Annotated in this window: 13 protein-coding genes and 3 pseudogenes; 10 read left to right on the top strand and 6 right to left on the bottom strand. The window is 57.9% G+C overall.

Annotated features, from left to right (window positions below; genetic code table 11):
- The first annotated feature begins 814 nt into the window (after window positions 1-814).
- The gene (locus GGR44_RS16490) at window positions 815-1,531 is read left to right on the top strand and encodes a TetR/AcrR family transcriptional regulator (RefSeq protein WP_183956591.1); all 717 of its coding nucleotides are present in this window, start codon (window positions 815-817) and stop codon (window positions 1,529-1,531) included.
- Between the two features lie 29 nt (window positions 1,532-1,560).
- On the opposite strand, the pseudogene GGR44_RS16495 reads toward GGR44_RS16490, so the two are convergent.
- Window positions 1,561-1,918 (bottom strand): annotated as a pseudogene (locus GGR44_RS16495) (transposase); the annotation flags it as partial.
- A 116-nt stretch (window positions 1,919-2,034) separates the two neighbouring features.
- A pseudogene (locus GGR44_RS16500) lies at window positions 2,035-2,226 on the bottom strand (transposase domain-containing protein); the annotation flags it as partial.
- Between the two features lie 171 nt (window positions 2,227-2,397).
- Between GGR44_RS16500 and GGR44_RS16505 the strand changes: the two are divergent.
- The 4 genes from GGR44_RS16505 to GGR44_RS16520 are packed head-to-tail and all read left to right on the top strand — an operon-like array spanning window position 2,398 to window position 6,379.
- Window positions 2,398-3,639: a tyrosine-type recombinase/integrase gene (locus GGR44_RS16505; RefSeq protein WP_183956593.1), complete on the top strand. Its 1,242-nt coding sequence runs from the start codon at window positions 2,398-2,400 to the stop codon at window positions 3,637-3,639.
- 11 nt (window positions 3,640-3,650) lie between these two features.
- Window positions 3,651-4,595 carry a tyrosine-type recombinase/integrase gene (locus GGR44_RS16510; RefSeq protein WP_221214426.1) on the top strand — a complete coding sequence of 315 codons (945 nt, stop codon included), beginning with the start codon at window positions 3,651-3,653 and terminating at the stop codon, window positions 4,593-4,595.
- On the top strand, window positions 4,588-5,391 hold the full coding sequence (locus GGR44_RS16515) for a tyrosine-type recombinase/integrase (protein ID WP_230190283.1): 804 nt from the start codon (window positions 4,588-4,590) through the stop codon (window positions 5,389-5,391). Before GGR44_RS16510 ends, GGR44_RS16515 begins: the two co-directional genes overlap by 8 nt.
- A 52-nt stretch (window positions 5,392-5,443) precedes the next feature.
- Window positions 5,444-6,379, top strand: coding sequence for an IS5 family transposase (locus tag GGR44_RS16520; RefSeq protein ID WP_183956595.1), 936 nt, complete (start codon window positions 5,444-5,446; stop codon window positions 6,377-6,379).
- A 499-nt stretch (window positions 6,380-6,878) separates the two neighbouring features.
- On the opposite strand, the gene GGR44_RS16525 is transcribed toward GGR44_RS16520, so the two are convergent.
- The 4 genes from GGR44_RS16525 to GGR44_RS16540 form a co-directional block, all read right to left on the bottom strand.
- Entirely contained in the window at window positions 6,879-7,673 is a 795-nt protein-coding gene (locus GGR44_RS16525; RefSeq protein WP_183956596.1) for an SDR family NAD(P)-dependent oxidoreductase, read from the bottom strand.
- Between the two features lie 114 nt (window positions 7,674-7,787).
- Window positions 7,788-8,165, bottom strand: a complete 378-nt coding sequence (locus GGR44_RS16530; RefSeq protein WP_183956597.1) for a nuclear transport factor 2 family protein — start codon at window positions 8,163-8,165, stop codon at window positions 7,788-7,790.
- Between the two features lie 396 nt (window positions 8,166-8,561).
- Complete coding sequence (locus GGR44_RS16535; RefSeq protein ID WP_183956598.1) at window positions 8,562-8,924, bottom strand: hypothetical protein; 363 nt, start codon at window positions 8,922-8,924, stop codon at window positions 8,562-8,564.
- 42 nt (window positions 8,925-8,966) lie between these two features.
- Window positions 8,967-10,193, bottom strand: coding sequence for an aromatic ring-hydroxylating oxygenase subunit alpha (locus tag GGR44_RS16540; RefSeq protein WP_183956599.1), 1,227 nt, complete (start codon window positions 10,191-10,193; stop codon window positions 8,967-8,969).
- 283 nt (window positions 10,194-10,476) lie between these two features.
- On the opposite strand from GGR44_RS16540, the gene GGR44_RS16545 reads away from it, so the two are divergent.
- From GGR44_RS16545 to GGR44_RS16565, 5 genes and pseudogenes are all read left to right on the top strand, one after another.
- Window positions 10,477-11,613 (top strand): epoxide hydrolase family protein, encoded by a 1,137-nt coding sequence (locus GGR44_RS16545; RefSeq protein ID WP_183956600.1) that lies wholly within the window; start codon window positions 10,477-10,479, stop codon window positions 11,611-11,613.
- Between the two features lie 402 nt (window positions 11,614-12,015).
- Complete coding sequence (locus tag GGR44_RS16550) at window positions 12,016-12,870, top strand: SDR family NAD(P)-dependent oxidoreductase (RefSeq protein WP_221214427.1); 855 nt, start codon at window positions 12,016-12,018, stop codon at window positions 12,868-12,870.
- Between the two features lie 243 nt (window positions 12,871-13,113).
- Complete coding sequence (gene tnpA, locus GGR44_RS16555) at window positions 13,114-13,425, top strand: IS66 family insertion sequence element accessory protein TnpA (protein ID WP_281374327.1); 312 nt, start codon at window positions 13,114-13,116, stop codon at window positions 13,423-13,425.
- Window positions 13,422-13,778 (top strand): IS66 family insertion sequence element accessory protein TnpB, encoded by a 357-nt coding sequence (tnpB, locus tag GGR44_RS16560; protein WP_009823144.1) that lies wholly within the window; start codon window positions 13,422-13,424, stop codon window positions 13,776-13,778. Before tnpA ends, tnpB begins: the two co-directional genes overlap by 4 nt.
- A pseudogene (locus GGR44_RS16565) lies at window positions 13,738-14,075 on the top strand (transposase domain-containing protein); the annotation flags it as partial. The gene tnpB and the pseudogene GGR44_RS16565, both read left to right, overlap by 41 nt.

The raw sequence follows: 14,075 nt of genomic DNA on the forward strand, positions 1-14,075 counted from the left end.
AGATACGATTCTTTGGCTGGCGAAGCAGCAGGATCCCGGAACCGGCGGCTACTTTGCTAAGCATCGGCCAGCGACGCTTAGCAAGGCGGCACGCAGCGATGAAAGTTCCGAGCGTCTGTGGCAGATCAGCGAGCGGCTGGTATCGACGTAAAGTCTGAACGGCACGCAATGGGATTCCGCAGCTGAGCGGGGCGGTCAAGGCAATGCTGAAGATTATGAACTGGAGCCAGGTGAGAAGCCGGTGCTGACCACCATCGCGCCGCGCACCGCTTCGGACCTATATTCGTGACCTGATGAGACCGCAGCGATGGTGGATATCGACAAGCTGATCCTGTTCGAACTCACCGCCAAGCTCGACCGCATCGGCGCGGATGAAGTTACGCTCGAATAGGAGGCAAAGCATCGTGCCGTCGGCCCGCAGATGATCGAACTGGCACATACAGCGAGCGAATCGCTGCAGGCGGGCTCGTCGGCGTCCGCGCTTGACAAGCCCGTCAACCGCTACTGACGCGATGTCCCGATGGCGAACCGACACATCCAGAATTCCCGCTGATCGGCTGCGAAATCTACGGACGGAACCTGGCAGCCGGCGACGCTATCCAACCACCCGGCACTACTAATTCGGCGATCTTTTTTGCCAAAAAGGCTGATCAAGAGATGAGGCACATGCGTGCTGCCGTGATCACCCGCAGCCAGGCGGGACGTGCTGATGGCTATACCGGTCTGCAAAGGGGCGCCGTCCTCACTAGGAGGCGAATCGCCCCGCTGAGGGCCATGTTGCCGGCTGATCCGCAAGGGAGAGCCCAACTGACCGGTGACTGCGCCCGATCAATCGGATATAGGGCAGTCAAATTCAAAAGATCGTTTGGAGGGTGCATTGGCTAAACAAACGACGAAACGGCAGCTTTTGGGTAGAGAACGTTACGATCCCGCGTCCAAAATTTTGAGAGTCATGGCCGCCGCCCGAGAGGAATTTGCCCTGTCTGGGTTTGAGGGTGCAAAAGTTGAGCATATAGCCCGACGCGCGGGGGTAACTAAGCAACTTGTCTATTTCTATTTCGCCAGCAAGGATGAATTATACAGCGAGGTACTTCGAGACATTGCTAAAGGAACATATGAGAAACTCCTAGCAATAGACTATGATTCCTTGCAGCCTGTGGATGCTGTTCGCCAGTATATCGGTGCTCTTTATGATAGATATTCCACCGATCAGGCAACCGCGATCGTGACAATAGATCAGAGCCTTCATGACGGCGCGCAAATCGGTCGTGCACCAGAAGTCGCTGTGCTGTGCAATACATTGTCTCAAAAAATTGATAGCGTGCTAAATCGTGGGAAAGATGCCGGATTGTTCGGCCCGCATGTCGACACTGCGGCACTTGAGTTTATGATCCTTATAATTGTCTCGGGCAGCGTCTCATCCCGCCGAATGTTGACGCGCTACAATGAGCATTTTGGACTAGAGGAGCGCGGCACTGCATTCTGGCGGGAATATGCGATTGACTTTATTCTGCGGTCGATAAGTCGCTGAGCCGCGTGGGTGATACCAACCTGCATTGATCATGACCCACGCGCCCATTTGCGGCGACCGATGGTCATGATGTGCCAAGGCAGATCGACGAGCTTGTTCCAAGCCTCGCAGCAGTGGTCGATGACGTTGTCGTAGGAAGACGCGGTTGGAGAGCCAGTTGTCGCGCATGAACTGCCAGATGTTCTCGACCGAGTTCAATTCAGGACATTTTGCCGGCAGAGCAATGATGCTGATGTTATCGGGCACGACGAGCTGTCCGGTCATGTGCCACCCAGCCTGGTCCATCAGCACGACCACGTGAGCGCCAGGGGCGACGGGGGGCGATATCTCTGTCAGGTGCAGTGTCATGGTTTCGGTATTGTAGAAGGGCAGCACCAGCCCTGCGCCCTAGATGTTCCACGGTTCGTCCTCCTCGTGTGAGGATAGGCTCGGCCCACCCGAGCAACCCTCGGAGCACCAGTGTAGGGCGAACCAACCTCTTTCACGAAACATGAGCGCTGTTCTCAGCCCACGTAGATCCAGGGCATGAGTTCATGAACGCGATTGGCCGGGTAGCCGTTGGCGAGCGCGGTCATTGTCTTGGTCAGCCATTCGTGGGGATTGATGTCGCTCAGCTTGCAGTTTTCGATGAGGGTGGCGATGACCGCCCAGTTGCCGCCTTCGTCAGAGCCGGCGAAGAGCGCATTTTTTCGATTATGCATACATTTCCATAACCGCAATTATGCGAAGCGCCGGATTATGTGCAGGTACAGATTGCCTGCGATGTTGACCGCGCGGTTTTCTGTCGCCTGCGATGCAGCATGACCGATACCATCTGCACATAATACCGTCCCTCTCCGCCCAACCATCTGGAGAGGAGCGTTTTCATGAGGTCCGATCTTTTACAGCCTGAGCCGCGCCGGTGGCTATCCAGCAGCGTCATCGCATCGGTCGAAGAGGAGTATGTCGCTCATCTTCGGGCAGGCAGGTATCATCCCAACACCGTGCGCGTGTATTTGGCCTGCGTCGCTCACTTCGCGAAGTGGGCCTCCGAGGCAGATGTGGGCCTTATTTTGATCGATGAGGCTGCGCAGCAGCAGTTTCTCGACGCCCATTTGCCGTTTTGCACATGCCGCCCGCCCGTGCGTAAACTGCGCCACGAGCTGCGCGCGGCTATTCGTCATCTCTTGCACGTGCTTCGCGCTCAGGGCCAGATTCCTCCTGCGGAACAGAAGGATCGCCTCAGCAGCGAGCTGGCGGCTTTCGATCGCCACATGCGGGATGTCGGCGGTCTGGCGGACACGACACGGCGGCAGCGGATTCAGATCGTTCGCCGATTGCTCCTCGAACGGTTTGGCAATAGCGAGATTGATCCTGAGAAGCTCGATCCTGCCCACGTTCGGCGTTTTATCCTGGGCGAAGGCCGAGGTTGGAGTGCCGGTGCAGTATGCGTCGCCGGTGGAGCGGTCGGCTGTTATTTGAAGTTTCGCAAGATGTTGGGCGACGACGTTGGCAAGCTTGTACGGGAGGTCCCTCGCGTGGCGCATTGGCGCTTGGCGGCGTTGCCCGACGTTTTATCACCGGCCCAGATTGATGCGGTACTCGCGTCATTTGATGATCGACTGCCGTCCCGGCGGCGCGCTTATGCGATGGTGAGATGCATCACCGACCTTGGACTCAGGTGCTCCGAAGTCGCCAAGCTGCGGATCGACGACGTTGACTGGCGGAACGGGATCATTCGCATAGCCAGAACCAAGACGCATTTCACCGATAGCCTTCCACTGCCTACCGCCACTGGTGACGCGATCGCAGATTATTTGCGCCATGAACGCCCCCAGACCAACAGCCGCGCGATCTTCGTTCGACACGCCGCGCCCTATGACGTCCCCATCAAGGCGGGCGTCGCCAAGCACGCAGTGATCGCCGCCTTCGCTCGATGCGGATGGCATCGAACCGATCCGCGCGTGCTTCGCCACAGTATCGCAAGCAGACTGCTCCGCGATGGTACGCCTATGAAGCACATTGCCGATATCTTGAGGCACCAGAGCCTCGAAACGTCGAAGATTTACACCAAGATCGATCTCCACCGGCTGTCTGCCGTGGCGTTGCCCTGGCCTGGGAGGGTGTGATGACAACCAGGATGATGGCAACGCACGTCGAGGCCTTTCTTGCTGAACGGCGAGTCTTGGGGTTTCGCACCAATGGACCGAGCGCGAGCCAGTTACGCTCCTTCGCTCGATTCTTCGATGGCACTGACCGCAAGGGATCTCTGACAACAGAGCTCGTGGTCGAGTGGGCAAAGGAACACGCCCGAACCGATGGGCCGCGCGCGTGGGCTCGGCGGCTTGATGCCCTTCGGCCCTTCGCGACCTATCTGTTGCGAGAAGATCCAGCCACGGAGTTTCCGCAAACCCAGATATTCGGCAAATCCCAGCGCCGGGCCACCCCTCACATCTACACCGAGGAAGAGGTTCTGGCGCTGCTTGCTGCAGCACGTCATCTCGAACCAGTGGGCGGCCTGCGACCCGCCGCATACGAGGCTTTCTATGGTTTGATCGCCGCAACCGGCTTGCGCATTTCCGAGGCGATCAAATTGCGCTGCGCCGACGTAGACCTTGGAAGTCGATGTTTGACGGTTCGGATGACGAAGTTCAGCAAGTCGAGGCATGTGCCGTTCCACTCAACCACCGCCAGTGCTCTTGCCGACTATCTGGCCGTGCGGGACCGATTCCTGCCGCGCGCTGCGGAGCAGTCGTTTTTCGTCTCGACGCCAGAACGATCACTAAAATCGCGTGCCGCGCATTGGACCTTCCAGAGGTTGCGCAGCAAAGCAGGGATCGTTGCTCGCGGTGCCTACCCCGAAGTCCGCATCCATGATTTCCGCCATACATTCATCTGTCGACGCATCCAGAGGTGGCGAGCTGACGGTGCCGATATCGATAATGCAATCGCCGCGCTCTCCACCTACGTCGGCCATGCGAAGATATCGGACACCTATTGGTATCTGACCGGCATCCCGGATTTGATGGCTGCTGCTGGCAATCGGTTCGAAGATTTCGCATTCGGGGAGAAAGGCAATGGCTGAACACGCCGCCCCCACTTTGTCGACGCTGGTGCAGCGCTTCTTCATGGATCATCTCATAGAGCAACGTGCCGTCAGCCCTCAGACCATCGCTGCCTATCGGGATACCCTGCGCCTACTCCTCAACTACGCTGCCACGGCGTTGAAGCGAACGCCCAGCGCCATCACATTGTCCGATCTCGACGCGCCAATGCTGCTCGCTTTCCTTGATCATCTGGAGAAGGAGCGCGGCAATAGTGTGCGAAGCCGCAACGCACGCCTGGCCGCAATTAGGACGTTCCTGAAGTTCGCGTCGCACCACGACCTTGCCTCGCTGGCCACGATTGAGCGAGCGCTGGCAATTCCGTTCAAGCGGTTCGATCGGCCGATGGTCGGTTTTCTGTCTCGTGCCGAGATTGGTGCCATCATCGAAGCCCCGGATCGGGCCAGTTGGGCTGGACAACGCGATCGGGCATTCTTCAGCATGATGTACAATACCGGTGCCCGCGTTTCCGAGATGATCGGCATCCGGTGTCGGGACGTCGTGCTTGAAGGCCAACCTGCTGTCCACTTGCGCGGCAAGGGACGTAAAGAACGAAGCGTGCCGCTCTGGCGACCCACCGCCGCACTCATCAAGTCGTGGCGTCGCCGGATCGGCGATCCTACTGGAGAGAGCATTCTTTTCCCAAATCGCAGCGGTGGCCGGATGTCCCGCTCCAACGTCACCCAGCGCTTGGATCTCGCGGTAGCCGCCGCAGGCCTCAAGAATCCAGGCATCCTTGAACGTCCGGTTAAGAGACCTGTGCGCGGGTGGGTGTAGACAAGGGCATTTATTCCTGATTCAATTGGTTTTCCGAAGAGGAGAGTTGGGCGTGGCACATCGTTCGATTGGTCAGGAGCGATTTGGATTTGCCGGACGCGCAGGGGCGTCATCAACGCTGGACGAGCTTGGCAAGCTGATCGACTGGATGTCAGTCGCTGCGGTTTTGGATCCGCTCTATTGCGCAGCCAAAGGCGAACCCGCCTGGCCGCCACTTGCCATGTTCAAAGCTCTGCTACTGTCGATCTGGTACGACCTGTCAGACGTGAAATTGGCTGAGGCGCTCGATGATCGCGCGTCGTTTCGCCGCTTCTGCGGGTTTTCGGCAAATGAGGCGACACCCGAGCGCACCGCGTTCGTCAGATATCGCAGGCTGCTGGTCGTGCATAAGCTGGATCGATCGCTGTTTGATATCGTTACCGCTCAGCTCAAATCGAAAGCAGTGACGGTCAAGACCGGAACACTGGTCGATGCCACGATTATCGCGTCCGCCAGCGAAGACGATGAAGAGGCCCGTTGGGTAAAACATAAGGGTAAGCGGGCTGTTCATGGCTTCAAGGCCCATGTTGGAGCGGACGCCGATACAGCGCTGGTTGAGGAAGTATCGATCACCTCTGCCAATATCAACGATGGCAAGGCCAGTCCCGATGCGCTGCCCGACAACCCCGGCGAGGTGTTTGCTGACAGTGCCTATCGCGGCAATCATTTCCGTGACGCAGTCTTTGCAAAGGGTGGCGTACCGCGGATCGTCGCTACGGGCGCATGGGGCCGCGACGAACAGGAAACACTGCGAAAGCTCCATGAATGGAACCAACCCATCCATCGCATTCGCGGACGGATCGAGAAGATCTTCGGGACGTGGAAGCGATCCTATGGCCTGCGCCGAATGCGATGGCGAGGTCTCGCCAAAGCCGCCATCCAGGTCCACCTCACCGCCATCGACTACAATCTCAAGCGCACGATGAACATTCTCGCGGCCCAGGCATAAAGGAAACTACAGCCTGTGCCTGAGTGATCGGGAAGCAGCGCAACCCGCACTAAAGACCAAAAACAGATGGCTTTTCAGTCTTCTACACCCACCCGCGCACAGGTCTCGTAAATTAGGTCAGCCAGGGTTGGGGCGAGCCCCAACCCTGGCTGAAGTGTTATGCAAGCCACGGAACTCGCCCTTCAAATGGAAAGCAGTGCTAAATAGAAATGACACCCCTCCGCTAGATAGAGATGACACTCTTGGGTCTTGGCGGCGAACGCGGTGTTCATGGTCTTCCCACGGGAGGATCAGACTATGCCCGTAGAAAGCGGGATGTTGGTGCAGCCGTTCAGAGCGGCGACCGGATGTGAGGTTGTACAGGGTCCGGATACCGGGGCTCAGACCTTGGATGCCGACGAGAAGGATGGATTAACGTGATGAACTCCTTGACCCCAAAACCCTCATGTGAGGAGTTGGTGGCTCTCGCAAACCCGGCACGATTCGATCGTTGCTGACCCTAATTACTCTGACGGTCTAATTCATCCGCGAACATAGGCTGATCATCGAGAACGCCACCATCGGCCCTGAGCGACTGCCCGGTGATGAAGCCGGATTCGTCTGACGCGAAGAAAGCCGCCAAGGCGGCAATATCCTCGGGCCGCCCGGTTCGTTCGATGAGCTGGTGACGTTTGATGAGCGCGGCGAGTTCGGCAATCTTAGGCTCAAGTTCCGGGTCGAGAATGAGCCCGGGCATTATCGCATTGCATCGGATATTTTCCCGACCATGCTGTGTGGCAATATATTTGGTCATCACGAGGATCGCTCCCTTTGATGAACCGTAAGCGACGCGCGAACTGTCCCCCGCTGCCGCCGCGCCCGACGACGTATTGATAATGGATCCGCCACCCCGTCGACGCATATGAGGGATCGCATGTTTGCATGCCACCATGTAGCCGCGCACATTAACTTCCATTGTGCGATCCCACACCTCTATATCGGTATCGACCACGGTACGATCACGATTGAGGAATTCCAGATCCAAAAGCGCGGCGTTGTTGTGAAGGATGTCAAGTCCGCCAAAATGATCGACGGTGCGCTGTACCAGGCGAGCAATGCTTTCGACGTCGCCGGCATCGAACCGGACGGCCAGCGCCGCGTCCCCGATCTCGGTCGCGACCCGTTCGGCGCCCTCTTCACTAAGATCTGCGATCACAACCTTTGCGCCCTCGGCAGCGAAACGCTTTGCCGTTGCCGCACCGATACGGCCGCCGCCGCCCGTGACGATCGCGACCTTGTTTGCCAGACGCTGCATTTGCTTTCCTTTAACATAGGTAGCAGGCGAAAGGCATTGCCCAGTATCCGCTCTGCTTGCATTTAATGCTAGGCCGTAGGCCATTGCCCGCGGGGGCTCCCCTCGGCCCGGAAACTACCGCCTAGCCATAAACGCGGCTGCCGCTTGCGTATCCATATATTCCCGGCCCTCTATGATACAGCCATCGGCAATCCGGAAGACATTATGGTACTGATTTCGATAGACATCGTTATCATAGACCATTTCGCCGACCGCCTCCACAGCGACGTGATCGCCTTCCGCCACAGCATGGGTCACTACCATCGTCCGCTCTTTGGCGGCAATCAGGGCGCTAAGGCCGTTGAAGAGGCCCGCTCGATCGAGGTCCCCGATCCCGTTGATCCACCATCTCGCGTCGTAATGGATAATTGTCTCGAGGGTCGCGACGTCGCCATCCACGATGGCTTGCATAAACCGTAGAACCAGTTCCTTGTTGCCGTCAGAATTAGCCACGTGATTGCTCCCGTTCCTTTAGCGCGTGAGCGGTAATCGCTCCGCACCCGCTATGATATTACACGCCGATCATTTCCGCGTCTGCCGAGCTTGGATGAATAAAAAGTGGCATGCCATGGAAAGCTTTCCCGAAATGATAGGCGGTTCCACCCGACTTCATCGCCTGCTGATACAGCACGGGGTAACCCGCCGCCTCCAGACGGTCTTTGGCCGCCTCGACGTCATCATAGCCGATATTTACCGCTGCCAGCGGCGCCTCAAACTGTGATGCCAGTGTCGAGCCACCTTGAACCAGCGTGACACGATGTCTCCCGGTTAGCCGCTGCCCTTCCCGACCACGGCAACTTGGTCGCTCCGAGCGGGACCGCCCGATCGGCCCTCCTCAAGAACCTGCTTCTACTTCAGGCTCCGTGGCCGAGAAATTTGAATAGTGTGCTGGGCAGAGGTGGTGGGGACACTGGGATGCCCGATCACCTCCACAGCCTGGGCGACCTCGGCCAGCCCGAGAGCGAGCCGGAAAAGTCCCTGCTCGGCTCTGGGCAGCGGGCCATACTCGAATTGGTCGAGATGCCGGAACACATCCTCGAGCCTCGGAGTCACGGCATCATAGAAGAGCTTCAAGTCCTCGAGGCTTTTGCGGCGTCGAAGTTGGTATCTCTCGTCCTCTGTCTCGAGATCACCCCACTCCTCGAGGAACATCTCGAGCGCCTCGAAGCCGGCAGGCAGCGACGGACTGACGCCTCTTTCAATCGTTGACATTATAATTCTCCTTGGCGCGTCCGGCGCCAGCAACCCTTAGATCTAAACCTTGCCTTCGATGTAATTCGTCAGCGTCTGCGCAAAGTGACGCAGCATGAACTCGTTCTCACCATATTTGACCCGTTCCAGTCCTCCCGAGATGAGACCTTGCTGCTGCAGTTCGCCCATCGAGGAATCTTCGGCCAACACGTCGCGGCTGGCCGCGACATAGGAGGCTTCTGCGAATTCCGTCCTGAAACTGTGCGGTGCCCTATCGAGGAAAAGACGCACGTCCCACAGCATTTCATTGGGCCCCGACGGCCAATACTGGTACCACAGATAGCCATTACGCAGAACCTGGATCTGAGTGTTAGGGAAGATATTGATGGCCTCTTCCATGATCGGATCTATACGATCTGGGTTGATTGCCGGATGATCCATCAACTTCTTGCCGGCCGGCTCCAACTCGGCGTCTGCTGCGAACCCGGTTTCCAGGGCAAAGCGCATAACCGGCTTTGTCGGCTGCCATTTGCTGTTGGCTCCGGTGATATTCGCGGAGTGGCGCCCCATGAATCGCACGGTCGGATAATCCGTCAGTGGGTTTTCGCGATCGAAGACGAACGGGAGTGAATTCTTGTGCAGGAAGCCCAGGTGATAGCCTTCGGTGAAGGCGTTGCTGATATGCTTCCAGTTCGTCGCGAGCGGCTGAGGGAAGCGCAGCTCGTGATTATAATCCTCGAAGGGCAAGTCGGAGAAAAGAACCCCGGCTTCTCCGAGGAACTCCTCAAGGGACTCCTCGGGTTCCTTGGCAAAATTGACGAATATGAAACCGTTCCAAATACCCGTATGCACCGGCGGCAGACCGTCATGACCGCATTTCACATCCGGGAACATATCGGCGCCGGGAATGGTCCGCAGCTTGCCGTCGGTTCCATACACCCAGGCATGGTAGGGGCAGCGGAACTGGGCAGCGTTGCCCTTCTCCTTCTGTACGACCATCACACCGCGATGCGCGCAGGAATTGTGGAAGCCGCGCACCTCTCCGTCGTCGCCCCGGACCAAGATCAGCTTGGCCTTGAGTGTCAAAATGTCGAGATTGACGAAATCGCCTGCGTTGGGAAGCTCTTCCACGCGCGCGACCGATAACCAAGCGCGCCGAAAGACCTGCTCACGCTCCAGCTCGAACTGTTCCTGCGACGTATAGAAGGAGGCTGGGGCAGAACTCTCCTCCAGTTTGAGATCCCTCGATCTCAACCAGCGACTTTCCGGTATCCTGGTAAATCCGTTCATGACATCCTCCTACTCAAATCCGCAACCTAGCAACATTGGCCGCCAACGCTGCCTCTGCACGATAGTGCCGGTGTTCGGTGGCTTGCTAGGCTCGTCTTTATGGCGGGGCGCGCAAAGCTACAATCAGCCTTTCTGACGGAGGGTCAGAATGAACCTCCCCGAGCCTCTGGGTCGAGAACGCAGCATTTGTTAAGCAGGATCAATACCCGGCAGCGGACCACTCGCAAGGTTCTGCCCGATACTTTCAAAAATAAGCGACGCCTTGGGGAGCAGCGACAGGTTCATGTTCGACGTAGAAAGATATTATAGCAGGGTTCCGGAAGATCAGATCGTTGATCTCAAGCAACGCCTTGAGCGTGCGCGCTGGCCTGAGCCGGAGACTGTGCAGAACTGGACGCAGGGCGCACCGTTGGAGTCCGTACGAAAGCTGTGCGAGTACTGGCGATCCTCATATGACTGGCGGCGTTGCGAGCGCCTATTGAACGACCTGGGCCAGTACAGAACACCTATTAACGGGCTTGATATTCATTTCCTGCATATCCGCTCGTCGAACCCGCGTGCGCTCCCGCTGCTGATAACGCATGGCTGGCCCGGATCTGTCGTAGAGTTTCTGAAGATAGTCGGCCCCCTGACTGAGCCTCAGCTCCATGGCGGCAGCATCGATGACGCGTTTCATATCATCGCGCCGTCCTTGCCAGGATTCGGATTTTCGGGAAAACCCGAAGAGAGAGGCTGGACAGTCGAGAAGATTGCTGAGGCATGGGCCGAACTCATGCGTCGCCTGGGCTATGACCGGTTTGTCGCCCAAGGAGGCGATTGGGGTGGCGCCGTGACCACACAGCTGGGCGGGACGAACGCGCCCGGGTGTGCGGCGATTCACCTGAACGCTCCGATTGCGTTACCAGTGGCCGATGATATGAATGATTTGACCGTGGAGGAGAGCGCCAGCCTTGCCGCGATGGAGGAGCATAACCGGACCGGGTCCGCCTATGCCCTCCTGCAAGCGACCAAGCCACAGACCCTTGGCTATGGCCTCGTCGATTCTCCGATAGGACAGGCGGCATGGATTTACGAGAAGTTCCACGCTTGGTCGGATCATGACGGCGCTGTCGAATCCATCCTGTCGTATGATGACATGCTGGATGCAATCATGATGTATTGGCTTCCAGCGACGGGAGCATCGTCGGCCCGACTCTATCAGGAGAGCCTCGGATTTTTTAAGAATATCCGGATAGATATTCCGGTTGGCGTGACGATCTTTCCGAAAGAATTGTTCAGGCCGTCCCGGCGATGGGCCGAGCGTGTATATCCTAATCTTATCTATTGGAACGAAGCGGCACGAGGTGGGCATTTCGCTGCGTTCGAGCAGCCAGAAATTTTCGTGACGGAAGTTCGCACCTGCTTCCGGCTCATTCGATGATCAATTTCATTCCGAGAAGCTGAACGGTTGTACGTGTTCAGGATAAATAGCGGATCACATCCAGCACGGCGGCCCGTGAGTGTCGCCGTCGAAACCTTGCGGTGCGTGCGCTCGAATCCACCGCGATATTCCGTCTGTTGCAAATGCCCGCAGCTTTAATACAGCTTGCGCCGTGCGCGCTGCGGCGACGAAGTGGCGTACTATTGCACGCTTTGCTGGAATCGCCGGTTCCGCTGTTCGAACGGACCTCCCATGTGAAGCTGGTTGGCAGGCTACGGTCTGTGCATGAAGGAAGAGCTTCGTCTCTGAAGCAGATCCGGTAAAAATCGAGCCGCTCAAAGCACAGGAACCGCGAGCTGTTCTTAGAAACAATCAGCGCATGATTGCTGAATAAAGAAGAAAATGAGAAAGAAGAAGGATTTCATGAAGCGTTTGGAAAACAAAGTAGCGATGGTCACCGGCTCGGGCGGACCAACGGGCATTGGCTCCGCCACGGCTAAGCGTTTAGCCGCGGAAGGCGCTTCGGTCGTACTTGCCGATCTCGACCCCGCGCTAGCCGCCGAAGCCGCAAACGCCATCCAAGCAACTGGTGGCACGTGTATCGTCAAGCAAGTGGACTTGGGCGATGAAGCCAGCATTAGGTCACTTTTTGTCTGGGTCGATGAACGCTTCAGTTGCCTCGACCTGCTTCACAACAATGCGGCTGCTACAGGCCTCGATCAGATGTCACGCGATATGGCCATCGAGTCCCTGGATGCCGAGGTCTGGGACTTCGCCTTTCAGATTAATGCCCGCGGTACGATGCTGATGATCAAACATGCGTTGCCGCTGGTGTTGCGCTGCGGCGGCGGAGCGATCATCAACACGAGCTCAGGGGCGGCTCTGCGTGGCGATTTCTACGCTCCATCCTACGCGGCGTCCAAAGCGGCGGTAAATTGCCTATCAATGTATGTCGCGACTCAATATGGTAAACAGGGCATTCGTTGTAATAGCGTCTCACCGGGCTTGATCATGACGCAAGCCAATGTGGTCACCAATTCCGAGGAGCAGCTCGATCGCATCAAACGGCACAAGCTCACCCCAACGCTGGGGCTTCCTGAGGATATTGCTGCTGCTGTGGCCTATCTCGGTTCAGACGATGGCCGTTTCGTAACCGGCCAGGTGCTTCAAGTCGATGGCGGGATAACCAACCACATGCCCTACTTCGCCGACGTCGCAGAGAACTTTGCGGCGAACAAGGATAAGCGCGCCGTCTGACAACTCAACCTGCTGCCCGGTTTTAGGCGCTAACAGGCTAGCTTGGTGTCCTCATACCGTGCGGGGGTGGATGGTTTGGACAGGTCCAGCTGCTCGCTGATCTGCATCTCCGCAAAAGCAGGCTCGGTCGGCTTGTGAACGTCGGCTAAATCGCAGGCCATCCCCTGTCGCCAAAAAGTATAGATTGAGCCGTTCCTACGTCATGGCATCGCCGGCCGTGCGAACTAGGCGAGCATCTGGACGCTGAAGCAGAAGCTGGCGATAGTCGGGGAGATGGCGCGTTGCGGCAACATCGCCGAGTTCTGCCGCCAGCACGATATTCGCACGTCGTTGCTCTACACTTGGCGCCGGGAGCTGCGCTATGCGTTGGAAGCAGGTCGGGCCACCAGCCATGCGGAGCCGATGTTCGTGCCTGTCATGGCCGACAGTCCCAAGCTATTGTCGAGCGAGGTCGCAATAGAGGTTGAGGTGGGAGGCGCCGTCGTTCGGATTGGAGGTACGGCTAAGGCCGATCTGGTGGCGGCAGTGATCCAGGCGTTGCAGGTACAGCGGTGATCGGGATCGGTCCGGGCACGCGGGTCATGGTGGCGACGCGCCCGGTGGATTTCCGCAAAGGGCCTGATGCCCTGGCGGCGCTGGTGAGCGCAGATTATGGCGGCGATGCCTTTTCCGGCGTGATCTATGTTTTTCGGGCCAAGCGCGCCGATCGGATCAAGCTGATCTGGTGGGACGGGACCGGGCTGTGCCTGATGGCGAAGCGTCTGGAGCAAGGCAGCTTCAAGTGGCCTGGCATCCAGGACGGCGTGATGCGTCTTTCCGCCGCCCAGCTAGGCGCGCTTCTGGAGGGATTGGACTGGCGCCGGGTTCATGGCGGCCGTCGACCGCAGGCCCCGCAAATTGCCGGTTGACCTTCAGTCGATTATCGACGCCTTCATGCGGCATCGTTTCGGTCGCCGGTCCGAGCAACTCGCTGCCGATCAGCTCCAGCTGGGACTGGAGGATGTCGAGATCGCCCTTGGACATGCCCGTGCTGCCAGAGATGCTGTTGCGCCGCGTTCCGGCAGCGATCAGCCCCGTAAAACCAACTGCGGCTCCTTGCCCGCGCATCTCGAGCGGATCGAACAGATTGTCGATATTGAGGAGAAGGTCTGCCCTTGCTGCAGCGGGCGCTTCATCAGATCGGCGAAGATGTTGCCGAGCGGCTA

Origin of the sequence: Sphingobium fontiphilum, from assembly GCF_014196635.1 — a bacterium.
Lineage (GTDB): Bacteria > Pseudomonadota > Alphaproteobacteria > Sphingomonadales > Sphingomonadaceae > Sphingobium > Sphingobium fontiphilum.

Excerpts from the sequence above, each read along its gene's own strand:
- GGR44_RS16505 (WP_183956593.1), top strand. The coding sequence starts at position 2,398 with ATGAGGTCCGATCTTTTACAGCCTGAGCCGCGCCGGTGGCTATCCAGC.
- GGR44_RS16510 (WP_221214426.1), top strand. The coding sequence starts at position 3,651 with ATGATGGCAACGCACGTCGAGGCCTTTCTTGCTGAACGGCGAGTCTTG.
- GGR44_RS16515 (WP_230190283.1), top strand. The coding sequence starts at position 4,588 with ATGGCTGAACACGCCGCCCCCACTTTGTCGACGCTGGTGCAGCGCTTC.
- GGR44_RS16540 (WP_183956599.1), bottom strand. The coding sequence starts at position 10,193 with ATGAACGGATTTACCAGGATACCGGAAAGTCGCTGGTTGAGATCGAGG.
- GGR44_RS16535 (WP_183956598.1), bottom strand. The coding sequence starts at position 8,924 with ATGTCAACGATTGAAAGAGGCGTCAGTCCGTCGCTGCCTGCCGGCTTC.
- GGR44_RS16545 (WP_183956600.1), top strand. The coding sequence starts at position 10,477 with ATGTTCGACGTAGAAAGATATTATAGCAGGGTTCCGGAAGATCAGATC.
- GGR44_RS16525 (WP_183956596.1), bottom strand. The coding sequence starts at position 7,673 with ATGCAGCGTCTGGCAAACAAGGTCGCGATCGTCACGGGCGGCGGCGGC.
- GGR44_RS16550 (WP_221214427.1), top strand. The coding sequence starts at position 12,016 with ATGAGAAAGAAGAAGGATTTCATGAAGCGTTTGGAAAACAAAGTAGCG.